Genomic DNA, 17,318 nt, shown 5'->3' with positions numbered 1-17,318 from the left:
TGATAATCTCTAATTAATATGTTTAATGCAATATTATAATAAATATATTGAGTATATATAAATATATTTATATATACTTATTTATTTATTGAGTATATATAAATATATTGAGTATATATAAATATATTTATATATACTTATTTATTTATTGAGTATATATAAATATTTATTTATTGAGTATATATAAATATATTGAGTATATATAAATATATTTATATATACTTATTTATTTATTGAGTATATATAAATATATTGAGTATATATAAATATATTTATATATACTTATTTATTTTGCAGATTTGACTTTTTAAACAAGTATGATTTTGATGAATAAATTGAGAAATTTTGGAAATATTATTTATATAGGATGTTAAATTAATATAAAATTTTTAGTATTAATTTTATTAATAGCTTATAAATGATATATGTATACAAATAATAAATTTTAGGTATGTTTTTTGAATATTTCATAGTATACTTATGTTTATTCAAACGTGTTTATATTGTGATTTGGTACTTTCAAGATTTTTATTAATTTTTGATATGATAAGTGTTTAAAATATGTTTAAAAAAAAAGTATAAAATACATAGTAAGTTAAATTATGTACAAAAAAGTGGTATATTTTTGTTTTTTTTAGTTTTTGTTTTTCTTTTTTTTTATTTTGATAAATTTTATTTAAATCGTTTTGTATATATAGAGGATTACGAAAAAATTATTAAAAACATTAATTATAATAATAAAAAATCTATGGATAGAATAATTAAATTTATTGAGATGAATAAAAGTAATGTTTATGGTTCTTTGGCATCATTGCAATTAGCTAAAATGTATGTAAATAATAATGTATTACAAGATGCTTATTTAGTATTAAAAAAAAATTTGGTATATGCTTCTGATGTAAATATTTTTAACATAATGATTTTAAATCTTTCTAAGATACAGTTTCAATTAAACAAAAAAATAGATTCAATTCAAACTATTAATCATATAATAGATGATGATTGGAAGAGCATTAAATATAATTTTAAAGGAGATGTTTTTTTTGCATTAAATAATATAAAACAAGCTATTTTAGAATGGGAAAAAAGTTTATATTTTCAAAATAAGGAACAATTAAAAGAAATCATAAATATAAAATTAAATAGTATTAAGAAATGAAATTAAATTTTTATATAATTTATAAATAACAAAGAATAATGAATGATAATATGAGAGATAATAATTATTATGTTTCCTGTAATTGCATTGATAGGAAGAACTAACGTTGGTAAGTCTACTTTATTTAATAGGTTAACTAATTCACGTAATGCACTGGTTTCAAATTGTTTAAAATTGACTAGAGATCGAAAATATGGATATATAAAAATTCAAGATAAAGTAATTACTGTTATTGATACTGCTGGAATAAATAGTAAAAAAAAAATATAGATCAAAAAATTTTAGAGCAAGTTATATCTTCTATTAGAGAAGCTGATTTAATTTGTTTTGTAGTTAGCGCTAGAGATGGATTAGTAAATGAAGATTTTAATGTAGCTGACATAATTAGAACATATAAAAAAAATGTATTAGTTATTGTTAATAAAATAGATGGATTAGATCCTGTATTAGAAAAAGTAGATTTTTATTCTTTAGGTTTTTCAGAAATTCATGCTGTTTCTGCTACTAATGGGATAGGTATAACAATTTTAATTCAAAAATATTTTTTAAACTTATTAAAATTAAATACTTCAAATTACGATGAAAGAAAATCTTTATTTTTTAGTATTTTTGAAAGAGAAAAAGGAAAGACACGATTAGAAAAAAATGTTAATTTTATCAAGATAGCTGTTATCGGTAAACCAAATGTAGGTAAGTCAACTTTAATTAATAATATTCTGAATGAAAATAGAATGATTGTTGATGATTATCCAGGAACTACTAGGGATAGTATTTGGAATGTTATTACATATGAAAATAAAAACTATGTTTTTATTGATACAGCTGGTATAAGAAGAAAAAATAAAATTTCTAATTATGTAGAGAAATTTTCAATTGAAAAATCATTGCATTCTATTAAATTAGCTAATGTAGTTATATTAATGTTAGACGCTACAGATGTTATCTCTAATCAAGATTTATTTTTATTTAACTATATTATTGATAGTGGTTGTGGAGTAGTTATATTATTTAATAAATGCGATAAAATATCTCAATATGATAAGAGAAAGCTCGTATCGTTAGAACGTTTGAAAATAATGAAAATTGGAGTAGTTCATTTTATTTCTGCTATTAATGGATTAGGGGTAAAGAAAATTTTCGAATTAATTGATAAAATATTTCAGAACTCTATAAAAAAATTAAATACTTCAAGACTGACAGAAATCATGAATTTAGCTGTGGAAAAGTATCAACCTCCTATGATAAGGGGAGTTAGAATAAAATTAAAATATGCTCATTTAGGTGATCAAAATCCATTAAAAATTATTGTTCATGGAAATAAACTTAATCATCTTTCAAGTAATTACAAACAATATCTTTCTAATTATTTTATAAAAACTTTAAAATTAGTAGGAAATCCTATACATTTTTATTTTAAAAATAATAAAAATCCTTTTTTAAAGTAGTATTTAATAATAATTTTATTAAATATCTTTGTTTTTATACAATATAAGTTTGAAATTTTAAAATTGATTTATTGTATATATAGGAATTTCAACTTCTATGTCATGATTTATAACTTTAGCTTGACAACTAAGTCTGCTATTTGGTTGTACTCCCCATGCTTTGTCCAGGATATCTTCTTCTTCTTCTTGACATATTGATAAAGAAGAATATCCTTTTTTTATAAAGCAATGACATGTAGTACATACACAAGCTCTATTGCAAGAATGTTCAATATTTATGTTATTTTTTAGTGCAACTTCTAAAATTGTTTCTCCTTCTTTAGCGTAAAAGGTCCCGCCTTTTGGTAATAATATTTTATGAGGTAGAAATGTAATTTTTGGCATAGTATGTATAGTCTTATATTTTAATTAGTTATATTGATTTTTTTAAATGTATTAATAAAACTTTTATTGTGAATAAAATGATTCTTTTGAACAATCAATTATTTGTATTTTTGATATATATAAATAAATTATATGATATTTTTATGATTTATACGAAGATTATTTATTTTTTTGTTATAAATTTATAATGTATTTAATTTATAAATAGGATTAACTAATATATTTTTTTTAATTTTTGTCGATTTTATTTTAGCTGTAACAGTTAATAAACCACTGACGTCTATTTGAAATTTTACAATAATAATTATTTTTCCAGCTGGTTTTTCTGGTATTTCTGTTAGTACAAATTTCGATAAAGATTGGCAATCATGTACTAAATTTCCTTCTCCTTGCAAAATGTGAATTAATATAGATTTTTGTTTATCTTTAAAAGTTGTAAATTGTCTTGTTTGTGAAATAGGAAGTTTAGTATTTTTGAAAATTATTTTTTCAACCATATTTCCCATTATTTCAATGCCTAATGATAAAGGAATTACATCTAATAATATAATATTATTTTTTTTATTTTCTTTGGTTAGCATATTAGCTTGGATAGCTGCTCCTACGACTACAACTTGTTCTGGATTAATTGAAAATAAAGGAGATTTTTTAAAATATTTTGTGACATGCTGTCTTATTGCTGGGATATATGTTGATCCTCCTACTAAAACAATAAAGTTTACGTTATTTATGGAAATTTTAGCAGCTTTTAATGAATTTCTACAGATAATTAATGTTTCTGAAATAATAGGTTGAATTATGTTATTAAACTCCATTCGAGTAATACAAAAATTATGTGATTTAAATGCAGCAGTTACATAATATTTAGAACTTAATTGAATTTTAATTGATTGGGCAAGATTTAATAGTTCTTTTTCTGATGATATATCATTTAATTGAAATGGTATGATTTTATTTTTTATGTAATTGAATAATAAATAATCGATATCATCTCCTCCTAAATTAGTACTACCAGAAGTAGATAATACTTCAAAGATATTATTATCTAAGTTTAGTATGGAAATATCGAATGTTCCTCCACCTAAATCGTATATTGCAATAATTCCTTTTTCTTTTAATTGCAGTCCGTATGCAATTGCTGCTGCAGTGGGTTCATTTATTAAACGCAATACATTTAAACCTGAAAGTTCTGCTGATTTTTTTATTTCTTGTCTTTGTATATCATTAAAATTTGCTGGGACAGTAATCACTACTCCATTTATTTCTTTATTAAATAAAGACACTGCACGTTTTTTTAATTTGTTAAAAATTTGATTTGATACGTTAATAGTACTTATTATGTGATTATTTATAATAAATGAAACAGTATTGTTTTTATTTTTTTTAAAGTGATAAGGTAAATGAGGATATAATTTTTTGATTTCTTCTAAAGAATGCCCGATTAAGCGTTTTATTGAAGTTATTGTATTAATGGGATCGCTTATAACCATATTTTTAGCAGGCCATCCTACAATAGGTTTAGAATGACTATAGTTTACTATTGAAGGTAAAAGTATGCGATTTTCTTCATCAGAAATTATAGTAGTTTCTTTTGATATAGTAGTAGCTATTAGTGAGTAGGTAGTTCCAAAATCGATACCGAATGATATACTATCATTGATAGTATTATGTATATTTTTTTTTGAATTTTTATTAATTTTTTTAATTGTAATCATTAATGTTCTCAATTTAATATTTAACGTTATATATTTTCAACGTTTTCTAATTTTTCTTCAAGCTTTTTATAAAAAAATAGCTTATATAATATAGTTGCTGCTAATTTCCAATTTTTTTTATCCAGCATTAATTCTAATTCTAGTAAATAGCACTTTTTTTTGTTTTTAATATTATTATAAAAGTTATGTAATTCTAGTTTTTTTTTAATGTTTTTTTTTAATTTGTCTAGTTTTTCATATAATTCTAGCTGTTTATAGAGAAATATATTTTCAGATAGTTCTTTTTGTTTTTTTTTAAAATCATATGAATTTAGTAATAATAAGTGTTCGGCTCGTTTTAATGGATCTTTAAGAGTTTGATATCCTTTATTTATACTTATAGATTTGTCTAAATATTTATTATTTTTGTTTTCGAAAATGTTATCACTTATATCAGGGTGATATTGTTTTTGTAATTTATAAAATTGTAATTTAAGTTTTTCTATATTAATTTCGAATTTTTGAGGCAGATTGAATAATTGAAAGTAATTCATATATTTGTACTTTTTATTAAAATTAGATTATTTTTGATTAATTTTAAACGTGTTGAAATGAATTTAAGTTTTCAACACGTTTTTATGTTTTTTATATTTATATAAGTATTTTAAAGTTTTATTTTTTCTTTTTTTTACTTCTATAATTGGTAATTGCAGCTTTAATCGCATCTTCAGCTAAAATAGAACAGTGTATTTTTACTGGAGGCAAATCAAGTTCTTCTGCTATGTTAGTATTTTTAATATTTTCAGCTTCTGATAATGATTTTCCTATGATCCATTCTGTAATTAAAGAACTAGAAGCAATTGCTGATCCACATCCATAAGTTTTAAAGCGAGCATCTTTTATAATATCGTTATCATCTACTTTTATTTGTAATTTCATTACATCTCCGCATGCTGGAGCTCCTACTAAACCACTTCCAATATTAGAATCAGAATTAGAAAATGAGCCTACGTTTCGTGGATTTTCATAATGATCTAATACTTTTTTGCTATAAGTCATTTTATTTTTCCTATTTGGATATTTATGATTAATCATGTGTCCAATTTACAGTATCTAAATTAATTCCAGATTTAAACATTTCCCAAAGTGGTGATAGATTTCTTAGACGGTCAATAGATTTTCGTACTATTTTAATAGTATAGTCTATTTCTGATTTAGTAGTAAAACGTCCAATAGAAAAACGAATAGAGCTATGAGCTAATTCATCTTTTACGCCTAAAGCTCGAAGTACATATGAAGGCTCTAGACTAGCTGATGTACAAGCTGAACCTGATGAAATTGCTATGTCTTTTAATGCCATTATTAAAGATTCACCTTCTATATAGTTGAAACTAACATTTAATATATGTGGTGCCCCATTTTTTAGATTGCTATTTAAATATACTTCTTCAATATTTTTAAGTCCATCCCATAAATAATTTCGAAGATTAATTAAATATATATAGTCGTTATTTATATTTTTTTTAGCGAGATGATATGCTATTCCCATACCTACGATTTGATGTACAGGTAAAGTACCTGATCTCATACCTCTTTCGTGTCCTCCTCCGTGAATTTGTGCAGATAATCGTACGCGAGGTTTTCTCCGAACGTATAATGCACCAATACCTTTAGGACCGTAAATTTTATGTGCGGAAAATGACATTAAGTCTACTTTTAATTTTTTTAAATTAATATGTAATTTTCCTATACTTTGGGTAGCATCAACATGAAATAAGATTCCATAGTGAGCACAAATTTCGGATAAATATTGAATATTTTGTATTACACCAGTTTCATTATTTACATGCATAATGGAAACAAGTATAGTATTTTCACAGATACTGTTTTTTAGTTGTTTTGAATTGATTATTCCATTTTTTAATGGATTTAAATATGTTACGCGAAATCCTTTATTTTCTAGATATTTGCAAGGATCTAATACTGCTTTGTGTTCTGTTTTACTGGTGATAATGTGATTTCCTTTTTTTTTGTAAAAGTCTGTAGCACCTTTAATTGCTAAATTATTAGATTCAGTGGCACCTGAAGTAAAAACAATTTCTCTAGGATCTGCATTAATTAGTTCAGAAATTTGATTTCTTGCAATATCAACTGCTTCTTCTGCTTTCCATCCAAATTGGTGTGAACGGGAAGCTGGATTTCCAAATGTACCTTCTAATGTCAGAAATTTTATCATTTTTTCCATAACTTGAGGTTCCATTGGTGTTGTTGCTGCGTAATCTAAATAAATAGGAAGTTTCATTATATTTTACTCTTTATTACAAATTTAAATAACTTTGTTGGTTATTACTAAAATTAAACTTTGTTATGAGGTTTTTTATAAAATAATAAAAAGGTCTTATAAATAGTTTTGGAAAAATTATATAAATAAATAAATTATTAATAAATTTATAGTATTGCAAATACCAATTTATCAATTAGTTGATGCTAGACTTATATTATATTTAATAGTATACTAAAAATTAATTAATCGTTTTAATTATAATTATATATTAAAAATAAATGTTAGGGGTGTAGTTCAATTGGTAGAGCATCGGTCTCCAAAACCGAATGTTAGGGGTTCAATTCCCTTCACCCCTGAAGATTTTTAAATATATTATTTTAAAAGTAATTAAAGTTTATTTTTTAGTTTAGTTAGCTTTTAAATTTTTTAGTTTTAGGTTTTTATTTTATATATCCTTTCTTTTTGGCAAGTATATTCTTCTTTGTAATTCGAAACAAAATATATAATTATAATTTTAAATTTAAAATACTTTTTTAAGGAAAAATTATGCCAAAATATCGTTCTTCAACCACTACTCAAGGACGTAATATGGCAGGAGCGAGATCATTGTGGAAAGCTACAGGAATGACAGATTTAGATTTTAATAAACCAATAATTGCTGTTGTTAATTCTTTTACTGAATTTGTTCCTGGTCACATTCATTTGCGAGAATTAGGAAAACTTGTTGCTAATGAAATTAATTTAAAAGGAGGAGTAGCTAAAGAATTTAATACTATTGCTATAGACGATGGTATCGCTATGGGTCACTCTGGTATGTTGTATTCTCTTCCATCTCGTGAATTAATATCAGATTCTATAGAATATATGATTAATGCGCATTGTGCAGATGCTATGATTTGTATTTCAAATTGTGATAAAATTACTCCAGGAATGTTGATGGCAGCGTTACGTTTAAATATTCCATGTGTTTTTGTTTCTGGTGGTCCTATGGAATCAGGTAAGATTATCATAGAAGGAAAGGAAAAAAAGGTAGATTTAGTAGATGCAATTTTATATAGTGCGAATCCAAGTGTTTCCGATGATTTAGTAAATAAAATTGAAAATTCTGCTTGTCCTACATGTGGATCTTGTTCTGGTTTGTTTACTGCAAATTCTATGAACTGTCTTATTGAAGCATTAGGTTTATCATTACCCGGAAATGGAACATTATTAGCGACTCATGTAGACAGAAAGCAATTGTTTATTGATTCGGGAAAAGTAATAGTTGAAATTACTAAAGACTATTATAAGAATAACAATAAACGTGTATTACCTCGAAATATAGCTTCAAGGAAAGCTTTTTTAAATGCTATGTCTTTAGATATTTCTATGGGTGGATCAACGAATACTATTTTGCATTTATTAGCGGCAGCTCAAGAAGGTAAAATTAATTTTACAATGTTAGATATTGATTATTTATCTAAAAAAATACCTCATTTATGTAAAATTTCTCCGAGTAATTCTATATATCATATGGAAGATTTTCATCGTGCCGGCGGAGTTATGGCTTTACTTGCAGAATTGAATTATGTGAATTTGCTAAATAAGGATACATTTAATATACTTGGATTAAATTTAGAAGAAACATTAAATAAATATAATATTTTAACTTCAAAAGATAAAGATATAATTAGTATGTATCGCGCGGGGCCTCTTGGAAAAAGGGCAGTAAAACCATTTACACAAGAATATAGATGGCATTCATTAGACAAAGATCGTGAAAAAGGATGTATTCGGTCTTGTGAATTTTCTTTTAGTGATGATGGAGGGTTAGCTGTACTATATGGAAATATTGCAGAAAATGGTTGTGTTGTTAAAACTGCTGGTGTAAACAATAAAAATTTAATATTTAGAGGTAATGCAATAGTATTTGAAAGTCAAGAAGATGCAGTAAAAGCAATTTTATCAGGGAAAATAATAAAAGGTAGTGTAGTTGTAATTCGTTATGAAGGCCCAAAAGGTGGCCCTGGTATGCAAGAAATGTTGTATCCTACTACTTATTTAAAGTCAATGAGATTAGATAAATATTGTGCTTTAATAACTGATGGTCGATTTTCTGGCGGTACATCTGGCTTATCTATAGGACATATTTCCCCTGAAGCAGCTAGTAAAGGTAATATTGCTCTAATTAAAAATGGTGATGTTATTGATATTGATATTCCTAATCGAAAGATAAATTTAGATATAACTAAAGATGAATTATTGTTAAGAAAAAGGCATGAAGATACAAGAGGAGAATTGTCTTATACTCCTATATTTCGAAAACGTTATATTTCTTCTGCGTTAAAAATATATTCATTTTTTGCTACGAGTGCTGATCAAGGTGCGGTTAGAAAACATAATTTTTAAAGCTATATTTTTATTAAATATAACTTATTTTTTAATTTATGCAATAAAAAACTTTACTAAATATGGAATTTTATGAAAAATTATTTTAATTCACTTAATTTTCGTCAGAAATTAATTAATTTACAAACATGCAAATTAATTGATATTACTTCTTTATCTATGGAATTTAATCTTTTAAAAGAAAAAAATATTGTTATTGTTGGTTGTGGATCGCAAGGTTTAAATCAAGGGTTAAACATGCGTGACTCAGGCTTGCATATTTCTTATGCATTGCGTTCTAGTTCTATTTCAAAAAAAAATAATTCATGGATAAATGCTACTAAAAATGGATTTTTTGTTGGTACATATGAAGATATGATTCCAACGGCAGATTTAGTTATAAATTTAACTCCTGATAAACAGCATAAACAAGTAGTAGAATTACTACAAAAACTTATGAAAAAAAATTCTATTCTTGGTTTTTCTCATGGTTTTAGCATTGTTGAAATTGGGCAATTAATACGTTCTGACATTACGGTAATTATGGTTGCTCCGAAGTGTCCAGGAACAGAAGTAAGAGAAGAATATGTAAGAGGTTTTGGTGTTCCTGCTTTGATTTCTGTACATTCTGAAAATGATCCAAATCATATTGGACTTAAAATTGCTAAATTTTGGGCTATTTCAATCGGTAGTCATCGTGCAGGTATTTTATATTCTTCTTTTATTGCAGAAGTTAAATCAGATTTAATGGGTGAACAAACTATTTTGTGTGGAATGTTACAAGCGTGTTCTTTAGTTTGTTATGAACAACTTATATTTCAAGGGCACAATTCAAGTTATTCAGGAAAATTAATTCAGTCAGGATGGGAAGTTATTACTGAATCGTTAAAACATGGTGGAATTACATTAATGTTAGATAGATTGTCTAATACTGCAAAAATTAGAGCATGTATTTTATCTAACAAGTTAAAAATAGTTTTATCTCCATTATTTAGAAAACATATGGACGACATTATTTCTGGTGAATTTTCTAAAAATATGATATGTGATTGGAATAATAATGATACACAATTAAAAAAGTGGAGAGCAGAAGTAAAAGATACTAGTTTTGAACAATGTAATATTTGTACTCAAAATGTATTAGAACAAGAATATTTTGACCATGGATTGTTAATGGTTGCGATGTTGAAGGCTGGGATTGAATTATCATTTGAAATTATGGTTGAAACAGGAATAAAAGAAGAATCTGCATATTATGAATCTTTGCATGAATTACCTTTAATAGCCAATACTATTGCTCGAAAACGACTTTATGAAATGAACTTAGTAATATCTGATACTGCTGAATATGGTAGCTATTTGTTTTCACAGTCTGCAATACCATTGTTAAAAAAATTTATGAATGAGTTGAAGATAGGTGATCTTGGTAGTAAAATTGTTGACGTAGAATTAGATAATATGATTTTGAACACGATTAACGATGAAATTGAAAATCATCCTATAGAAATCGTTGGAAAAAAATTAAGAAGATATATGATTGGTATGAAACCTATTAAAATACGATAATATCACTGAAATTAACAATAATTAATTAATATTTGATATTAAAATGATGTTATTATATTTTTATATTAGATAGTATATTATAAAATTACATTTATGGATTTAAATTCTAATCAAGATAAAGCTGTTCGCTACGTCTTAGGTCCTTGTTTAATATTAGCTGGAGCAGGATCGGGAAAAACACAAGTAATCATAAAAAAAATTGTTCATTTAATTAATAAATGTAATTTTAATCCGAATGAAATTTTTGCCATTACCTTTACAAATAAAGCTGCAAATGAAATGAAAATTAGACTTTCTAATCAATTATCTTTAGATATTATAAAAAAAATTACTATTTCTACTTTTCATTCATTAGGATTAGAGATTATTAAATCTGAATTAGATCGATTAAATATTCAATCTAACTTTTCAATTTTTGATGAACAGGATCAAATGGTTGCGTTAAAAAATATTATACATAAAAAAGATAAAATATTTTTAAAAAAAATTCGTATGATAATTTCTAATTGGAAAAACAATTTGGTAAATGTTTCTGATGCAAAAATTAATTCTGTATCTATTTTAGAAAAAAATTATGCTTATTATTATGAATTATATGAGTTGTATCTTAGATCGTGTAATACGTTGGATTTTGATGATTTAATTTTTATTCCTACATTATTATTAAAAAATAATGAGTTTTTAAGAGAGAAGTGGGAAAGAAAAATTCAATATTTGTTAGTTGATGAATATCAGGATACTAATTTTATTCAATATGAATTAATAAAATTATTAAGTAAAAATAACGCAAAATTTACTTTAGTAGGTGATGATAATCAGTCTATTTACTCCTGGAGAGGAGCTAGGTTACGAAATTTTTCATTGTTAAAATTAGATTATCCTAAGTTGCATATAATAAAATTAGAGCATAATTATCGTTCGTCCGGAAGAATTTTGAGAGTTGCCAATGTTTTAATAGAAAACAATCCTCTTTTTTTGAAAAAAGAATTATTTTCTAATTCAGATTATGGGCCTATCGTTACTATCATGTCCGCTAGAAGTGAAGAAGAAGAAGCAAAGTTAATATCGAGAAAAATATTAATTCATAAATCTTGTTATATGACTAGATATCAAGATTATGCCATATTATATCGAAATAATTATCAAGTAAAGGTTTTTGAAAAAGTGCTAGTAAATTTTAAAATTCCATATCATGTTGTAACCAATTCTTCTTTTTTTTCTCGAGTTGAAATAAAAGATATATTAGCTTATTTAAAATTAATTCTTAATCCTAATGATGATATAGCTTTTTTAAAAATAATAAATCGACCTTCTAGAGGAATAGGAAATATAACTTTAAATAAATTACAAGAGTGGAGTAAGAAAAGAAAAAAAAGTTTATTTTTTTCTAGTAGTGATATTGGTTTAAAACATAGTTTAACGCTTCGTAGTTTCAATGCATTACAAAATTTTATAATATTAATACAGAATTTAAAAAAAAGTATTTTTGTTGATCCTATAAAAGTATTAAAAAACTTAATTTCTAGTATACAATATGATATATGGTTACTAAAAGTTTTAAAGAATTCACAAGTTTATGAAATATGTATAAAAAATATATGTACATTATTAGATTGGATTTCTGAATTAGTAAGTGAATACAAAAATAATAATGAATCTAGTTTTTTATCAGAAATTATTACTCAATTTATTCTTCAAAATGAATTAAAAGATAAAAATGTTAATATTGATAAAATTCAGTTAATGACATTACATGCTTCAAAAGGATTAGAGTTTCATTATGTGTTTATAGTAGGTATGGAAGAAGGGATTTTACCACATTATAATTCTATTAGTAATAATTTAGATGAAGAACGACGATTAACTTATGTTGGAATTACTAGAGCTAGAAAAGAATTATTTTTTAGTTATTCTGAAACACGTTGTCAATATGGAGAGATTATTCGTACTATACCTAGTCGATTTTTATTGGAATTACCAGAAAGTGATTTGTTTTGGAATAAAAAGAATGAAATATGAATAAGTGATTTTGATAAAAAGTATTTCTTGTATTAATAAAGTATGCAAAATATTAAGATAATTATTAAAATATATTGTATTTGTAAAACTTTAATGTTTCAATAAAAATTATATAAATATATAAAATTATTATTCTTATTAAGGGTAAAGCATGACAAGAAATATAGTTAATTTAACTGATGATAATTTTAGTAAAAACGTTTTAGAATCAAATCACATAGTTTTAGTTGATTTTTGGGCTGATTGGTGTAATCCATGTAAAATTTTAGCGCCTATTTTAGAGGAAATATCTATAGAATATAGTGATCGTTTGATTGTTGCAAAAATTAATATTGATTCTTATCCTAATATTGCCCCGAAATATTCTATTAGAGGCATTCCTGCGTTATTGTTATTCAAAAAAGGAGAATTAATAGCAACTAAGATCGGCGCATTGTCAAAAATTCAATTAAAAGATTTTTTAGATTCTAATTTAAAATAGTTTGAAAATTATGTTTTTATCTTAGATATTAAAATTTTTTAAAATTTATAGATTTAATACTGCCAATGTGGTAGTATTAAACGTTTTTAGTTTTTAAATATTATGAAAAAACTAGTTGGTTTTGTTTAAATTATTTTATTTTATTTGTTTATATATCATTTCAAGATTGACTCTGATCTTACTAAGAACCTATCATTATGAATCTTACTGCATTAAAAAATATACCAGTTTCTGAATTAATTATTCTTGGTGACCATGCAGGACTGGAAAATTTAGCACGCATGAGAAAACAAGATATTATTTTTTCTATATTAAAACAACATGCAAAAAGTGGAGAAGATATATTTGGAGACGGTGTATTAGAAATTTTACAAGATGGATTTGGTTTTTTACGTTCGTCTGATAGTTCGTATTTAGCTGGTCCTGATGATATTTATGTTTCTCCTAGTCAAATTCGAAGATTTAATTTGCGAACTGGTGATACTATTTCTGGAAAGATTCGTCCTCCAAAAGAAGGCGAAAGATATTTTGCATTGTTAAAAGTTAATGAAGTGAATTATGATAAACCTGAAAATGCTAGAAGTAAAATTTTATTTGAGAATTTAACTCCTTTGCATGCTAATTCTCGTTTAAGAATGGAACGAGGAAATGGTTCTACTGAAGATTTAACGGCACGTGTATTAGATTTAGCTTCTCCTATTGGTAGAGGGCAAAGAGGTTTAATTGTTGCTCCTCCTAAAGCTGGAAAAACAATGCTTTTGCAAAATATAGCGCAGAGTATTGCTTATAATCATCCTGATTGTGTATTAATGGTCTTGCTTATAGATGAAAGACCAGAAGAAGTAACTGAAATGTGTAGATTAGTTAAAGGAGAAGTAGTTGCTTCTACGTTTGATGAACCAGCATCTAGACATGTACAAGTTGCAGAAATGGTAATTGAAAAAGCAAAAAGATTGGTAGAGCATAAAAAAGATGTGATTATATTATTAGATTCTATTACTCGGTTGGCAAGAGCTTATAATACAGTAGTACCAGCGTCAGGAAAGGTTTTAACAGGTGGAGTAGATGCCAATGCATTACATAGGCCTAAGCGATTTTTTGGTGCTGCACGTAATGTAGAAGAAGGAGGCAGTTTAACTATTATTGCTACAGCATTAGTTGATACAGGTTCGAAAATGGATGAAGTAATTTATGAAGAATTTAAAGGAACTGGAAATATGGAATTACCTTTATCAAGAAAAATAGCAGAAAAACGTGTTTTTCCTGCTATTGACTATAATAGGTCAGGGACAAGAAAAGAAGAGTTGTTAACTCAACCGGATGAACTTCAGAAAATGTGGATTTTACGTAAAATAATTCACCCTATGGGTGAAATTGATGCTATGGAATTTTTAATAAATAAGTTGGCAATGACTAAAACTAATAATGAATTCTTTGATATGATGAAACGTTCTTAATATTTTAGTATTTATTATTTTAAATAATAGTATTAAATGCTGTTTATTAATATTGTTGGATCATATTTTTGTAAGTAGTGATAATTTATATAATTAATATTATTTATTGAAAAAATTTAATATAAAAAACATTGTTTTTATTGATGTTTCTTATAGTAAATTTTTAACATTATTTAATGTAGCTAATTTTGTTAAAGTTACATTTAATACGATTAGTATAATTTAAATAATTAATTACTTAAAAAAAGCTGGACATTATAAAAAAATACTCATAATATGAAAATATTATATTTTATAAAAGCGTTCGTAGCTCAGTTGGATAGAGCATTACCCTCCGAAGGTAGAGGTCACAGGTTCAATTCCTGTCGAACGCAAAATTTAAATATTTTTATATTATGGTGACCATAGCTCAGTTGGTAGAGTCCTGGATTGTGATTCCAGATGTCATGGGTTCGAGACCCATTGGTCACCCCATAAGTTCTTTTTTATTTTTTATTATTTAATATGTTATCGGTGAGTAGCGCAGCTTGGTAGCGCAACTGGTTTGGGACCAGTAGGTCAGAGGTTCAAATCCTCTCTCACCGAGATATTAACTTAAATGTTTATAATATTTAAAAATATTATTTTTTTAGAGTATATCCTTAAAGATCATATTATTGATATAATAAGATATAATTTATTTTTCTAGATCATTTAAATTAATGTAATTTCTTATTTTTTATAATATGAAATATTGGTAATAATGTGAATTTTTTAGAAATTGAATTAAAAATTAAATTATTAACTTGAATTTGATAGCATAATACATAATATATTAGAATTTAATATATATATTTTAGATATAATTTATTATTAATTTTTATAAGTTATGTTTCTTGGTACGGTAAATATTATTTTTTCGTTAGCTTGATCTGAACACGATTGTTCTAAAACTGTCCATAGCTCTTTTTTAGTTCGATTACATATCCATTCTTTTTTTACATATTCAAAATGATATCCTGATTTTTTAGTAGCTAACCAAATTTGTTGAAGCGGCTCTTGTCGATTAATAATTATTTTGCTTTTATTTTCAAAAGTTATTTCTATCATATTATGATATATTTCACAATCAATATCTGATTTTCCATTATAATCATCAATTTTTTTTTCAATAGTAAAAAATAGTTTATCAGCTAATTTATGAAAATTGTAATCATTCATTGCGGTTTTTACTTTTTTATATAAGTACTGAATTTTTTTATTAGATTATAACAATAATATTGTTATATGCAATGTATAAGATAAACTTTAGTTTTTGATATTCTATCAGAATAGTATTTTAGAATATTTTTAAAAAAATTAAAAGATATAATTTTAGAAAATTATAATTGAATTTTAATTTTAACATAGTACAATTTAGTATACAAAAAATAAATATATAATTATATGTTAATTAAAAAAAAGCAAAAATATATTTTTCTAAGATGCATGGTTTAGAAAATGATTTTATAGTTTTAAATAATATTAAAGGTAATTTTGTTATTACATCAACGTTTATAAAGTGTTTGTCAAATCGGTATACAGGAATTGGTTTTGATCAATTATTATTGTTAGAATCACCTAAAAGAAAAGATGTGGATTTTCATTACCGGATTTTTAATGCCAGTGGAGATGAGGTATCACAATGTGGTAATGGCGCTAGGTGTTTAGCTTTATTTTTAATATTGAAAGGAATTACTAAGAAAAAAATAATTAATATTAGTACTGTAAATAGAATAATTATTTTATATGTATTGAAAAATAAAGATATTTGTGTAGATATGGGTGTTCCTAATTTTAATCCAAAATATGTTCCTTATTTAAGTTGTGATACTAAAAAATATTATTCTACATTGGTTTTAGGAAAAATTATAAATTATTATGTAGTATCGATGGGTAATCCTCATTGCGTTATAATTGAAAAAGATATAAAAAATTATCCAGTAAGAGAAGTTGGATCTATTTTAAGTACTCATAAATTATTTCCTGAGGGAGTCAATGTTAGTTTTATGGAAATTATATCGAAGAAACATATTGCTCTTCGAGTGTATGAGAGAGGAGTGGGAGAAACACGTTCATGTGGTAGTGGTGCATGTGCTTCTGTTGCAGTTGGAATTAAACAGAATATGTTATTAAATGAAGTTCAGGTTGATTTATTAGGTGGAAAATTACAAATTAATTGGAATGGTAATTTAGAAAAATTATACATGATAGGTTCAGCCACACATATTTACGATGGATGTTTTTACTTATAACATAATTATATGGTTTTTATGTATATCTATTAGACATTATGTGTTTTGTTATTAGTAGAAGTGTTTTTAATAAAGTATTGTTAATATTTAATAAAAATCTCTTATATAGTAAAACTTTTTATTACTATATAGTATTTTAAATATATTTTAGAACATTTAGTTTAAAATTGTATTCTTAAAAAAAGGGAT

The 17,318-nt window shown here is 24.9% G+C and carries 15 protein-coding genes and 4 tRNA genes; 13 read left to right on the top strand and 6 right to left on the bottom strand.

Annotated features, from left to right (window positions below):
• Window positions 1–550 precede the first annotated feature (550 nt).
• From UAT33_02865 to der, 3 genes are all read left to right on the top strand, one after another.
• The gene (locus tag UAT33_02865) at window positions 551–1,159 is read left to right on the top strand and encodes a tetratricopeptide repeat protein (protein XBC43854.1); all 609 of its coding nucleotides are present in this window, start codon (window positions 551–553) and stop codon (window positions 1,157–1,159) included.
• Between the two features lie 69 nt (window positions 1,160–1,228).
• On the top strand, window positions 1,229–1,429 hold the full coding sequence (locus UAT33_02860) for a GTPase (protein XBC43853.1): 201 nt from the start codon (window positions 1,229–1,231) through the stop codon (window positions 1,427–1,429).
• A complete protein-coding gene (der, locus tag UAT33_02855; GenBank protein ID XBC44123.1) occupies window positions 1,426–2,604 on the top strand; it encodes a ribosome biogenesis GTPase Der in 1,179 nt (392 codons plus the stop codon). The genes UAT33_02860 and der overlap by 4 nt, the downstream gene beginning before the upstream one ends.
• Window positions 2,605–2,661: 57 nt before the next feature.
• Here the strand turns inward: der and fdx are convergent, their stop codons facing one another.
• From fdx to UAT33_02830, 5 genes are all read right to left on the bottom strand, one after another.
• Complete coding sequence (gene fdx, locus UAT33_02850; GenBank protein XBC43852.1) at window positions 2,662–2,988, bottom strand: ISC system 2Fe-2S type ferredoxin; 327 nt, start codon at window positions 2,986–2,988, stop codon at window positions 2,662–2,664.
• A gap of 182 nt (window positions 2,989–3,170) precedes the next feature.
• Entirely contained in the window at window positions 3,171–4,703 is a 1,533-nt protein-coding gene (hscA, locus tag UAT33_02845) for a Fe-S protein assembly chaperone HscA (GenBank protein XBC43851.1), read from the bottom strand.
• 26 nt (window positions 4,704–4,729) lie between these two features.
• On the bottom strand, window positions 4,730–5,236 hold the full coding sequence (gene hscB / locus UAT33_02840) for a Fe-S protein assembly co-chaperone HscB (protein XBC43850.1): 507 nt from the start codon (window positions 5,234–5,236) through the stop codon (window positions 4,730–4,732).
• A 118-nt stretch (window positions 5,237–5,354) separates the two neighbouring features.
• Window positions 5,355–5,741, bottom strand: coding sequence for a Fe-S cluster assembly scaffold IscU (gene iscU, locus UAT33_02835; GenBank protein ID XBC43849.1), 387 nt, complete (start codon window positions 5,739–5,741; stop codon window positions 5,355–5,357).
• A 28-nt stretch (window positions 5,742–5,769) separates the two neighbouring features.
• A complete protein-coding gene (locus tag UAT33_02830; protein ID XBC43848.1) occupies window positions 5,770–6,984 on the bottom strand; it encodes an IscS subfamily cysteine desulfurase in 1,215 nt (404 codons plus the stop codon).
• A gap of 265 nt (window positions 6,985–7,249) precedes the next feature.
• Between UAT33_02830 and UAT33_02825 the strand changes: the two genes are divergently transcribed.
• The 9 genes from UAT33_02825 to UAT33_02785 all read left to right on the top strand — a co-directional run bounded on the left by UAT33_02825 (window position 7,250) and on the right by UAT33_02785 (window position 15,441).
• Window positions 7,250–7,322, top strand: a tRNA-Trp gene (locus UAT33_02825).
• A 190-nt stretch (window positions 7,323–7,512) separates the two neighbouring features.
• The gene (ilvD, locus tag UAT33_02820; protein ID XBC43847.1) at window positions 7,513–9,354 is read left to right on the top strand and encodes a dihydroxy-acid dehydratase; all 1,842 of its coding nucleotides are present in this window, start codon (window positions 7,513–7,515) and stop codon (window positions 9,352–9,354) included.
• A gap of 72 nt (window positions 9,355–9,426) precedes the next feature.
• Entirely contained in the window at window positions 9,427–10,899 is a 1,473-nt protein-coding gene (gene ilvC, locus UAT33_02815; GenBank protein XBC43846.1) for a ketol-acid reductoisomerase, read from the top strand.
• A 93-nt stretch (window positions 10,900–10,992) separates the two neighbouring features.
• The gene (locus UAT33_02810; GenBank protein ID XBC43845.1) at window positions 10,993–12,918 is read left to right on the top strand and encodes a UvrD-helicase domain-containing protein; all 1,926 of its coding nucleotides are present in this window, start codon (window positions 10,993–10,995) and stop codon (window positions 12,916–12,918) included.
• Between the two features lie 151 nt (window positions 12,919–13,069).
• Window positions 13,070–13,399 carry a thioredoxin TrxA gene (gene trxA / locus UAT33_02805; protein ID XBC43844.1) on the top strand — a complete coding sequence of 110 codons (330 nt, stop codon included), beginning with the start codon at window positions 13,070–13,072 and terminating at the stop codon, window positions 13,397–13,399.
• Between the two features lie 197 nt (window positions 13,400–13,596).
• Window positions 13,597–14,856 carry a transcription termination factor Rho gene (gene rho, locus UAT33_02800; protein XBC43843.1) on the top strand — a complete coding sequence of 420 codons (1,260 nt, stop codon included), beginning with the start codon at window positions 13,597–13,599 and terminating at the stop codon, window positions 14,854–14,856.
• 300 nt (window positions 14,857–15,156) lie between these two features.
• Window positions 15,157–15,230, top strand: a tRNA-Arg gene (locus UAT33_02795).
• A 24-nt stretch (window positions 15,231–15,254) separates the two neighbouring features.
• Window positions 15,255–15,330: transfer RNA gene (locus UAT33_02790), tRNA-His, on the top strand.
• A gap of 37 nt (window positions 15,331–15,367) precedes the next feature.
• A tRNA-Pro gene (locus UAT33_02785) sits at window positions 15,368–15,441 on the top strand.
• 267 nt (window positions 15,442–15,708) lie between these two features.
• Here UAT33_02785 and cyaY read toward each other — a convergent pair.
• Window positions 15,709–16,056, bottom strand: coding sequence for an iron donor protein CyaY (gene cyaY, locus UAT33_02780; protein ID XBC43842.1), 348 nt, complete (start codon window positions 16,054–16,056; stop codon window positions 15,709–15,711).
• 248 nt (window positions 16,057–16,304) lie between these two features.
• Here cyaY and dapF point away from each other — a divergent pair, with 248 nt between their 5' ends.
• Window positions 16,305–17,129: a diaminopimelate epimerase gene (dapF, locus tag UAT33_02775; protein XBC44122.1), complete on the top strand. Its 825-nt coding sequence runs from the start codon at window positions 16,305–16,307 to the stop codon at window positions 17,127–17,129.
• Window positions 17,130–17,318: the final 189 nt, after the last annotated feature.

The organism is Buchnera aphidicola (Floraphis choui) (genome assembly GCA_039830045.1).
In the GTDB taxonomy this organism is placed as follows: Bacteria; Pseudomonadota; Gammaproteobacteria; order Enterobacterales; family Enterobacteriaceae; genus Buchnera_B; species Buchnera_B aphidicola_AX.
Note: the sequence above shows the minus strand (reverse complement) of the source record. Positions and strands in the feature narration are given on the sequence as shown.

Excerpts from the sequence above, each read along its gene's own strand:
- UAT33_02860 (XBC43853.1), top strand. The coding sequence starts at position 1,229 with ATGTTTCCTGTAATTGCATTGATAGGAAGAACTAACGTTGGTAAGTCT.
- fdx (XBC43852.1), bottom strand. The coding sequence starts at position 2,988 with ATGCCAAAAATTACATTTCTACCTCATAAAATATTATTACCAAAAGGC.
- hscA (XBC43851.1), bottom strand. The coding sequence starts at position 4,703 with ATGATTACAATTAAAAAAATTAATAAAAATTCAAAAAAAAATATACAT.
- hscB (XBC43850.1), bottom strand. The coding sequence starts at position 5,236 with ATGAATTACTTTCAATTATTCAATCTGCCTCAAAAATTCGAAATTAAT.
- iscU (XBC43849.1), bottom strand. The coding sequence starts at position 5,741 with ATGACTTATAGCAAAAAAGTATTAGATCATTATGAAAATCCACGAAAC.
- UAT33_02830 (XBC43848.1), bottom strand. The coding sequence starts at position 6,984 with ATGAAACTTCCTATTTATTTAGATTACGCAGCAACAACACCAATGGAA.
- ilvD (XBC43847.1), top strand. The coding sequence starts at position 7,513 with ATGCCAAAATATCGTTCTTCAACCACTACTCAAGGACGTAATATGGCA.
- ilvC (XBC43846.1), top strand. The coding sequence starts at position 9,427 with ATGAAAAATTATTTTAATTCACTTAATTTTCGTCAGAAATTAATTAAT.
- UAT33_02810 (XBC43845.1), top strand. The coding sequence starts at position 10,993 with ATGGATTTAAATTCTAATCAAGATAAAGCTGTTCGCTACGTCTTAGGT.
- trxA (XBC43844.1), top strand. The coding sequence starts at position 13,070 with ATGACAAGAAATATAGTTAATTTAACTGATGATAATTTTAGTAAAAAC.
- rho (XBC43843.1), top strand. The coding sequence starts at position 13,597 with ATGAATCTTACTGCATTAAAAAATATACCAGTTTCTGAATTAATTATT.
- cyaY (XBC43842.1), bottom strand. The coding sequence starts at position 16,056 with ATGAATGATTACAATTTTCATAAATTAGCTGATAAACTATTTTTTACT.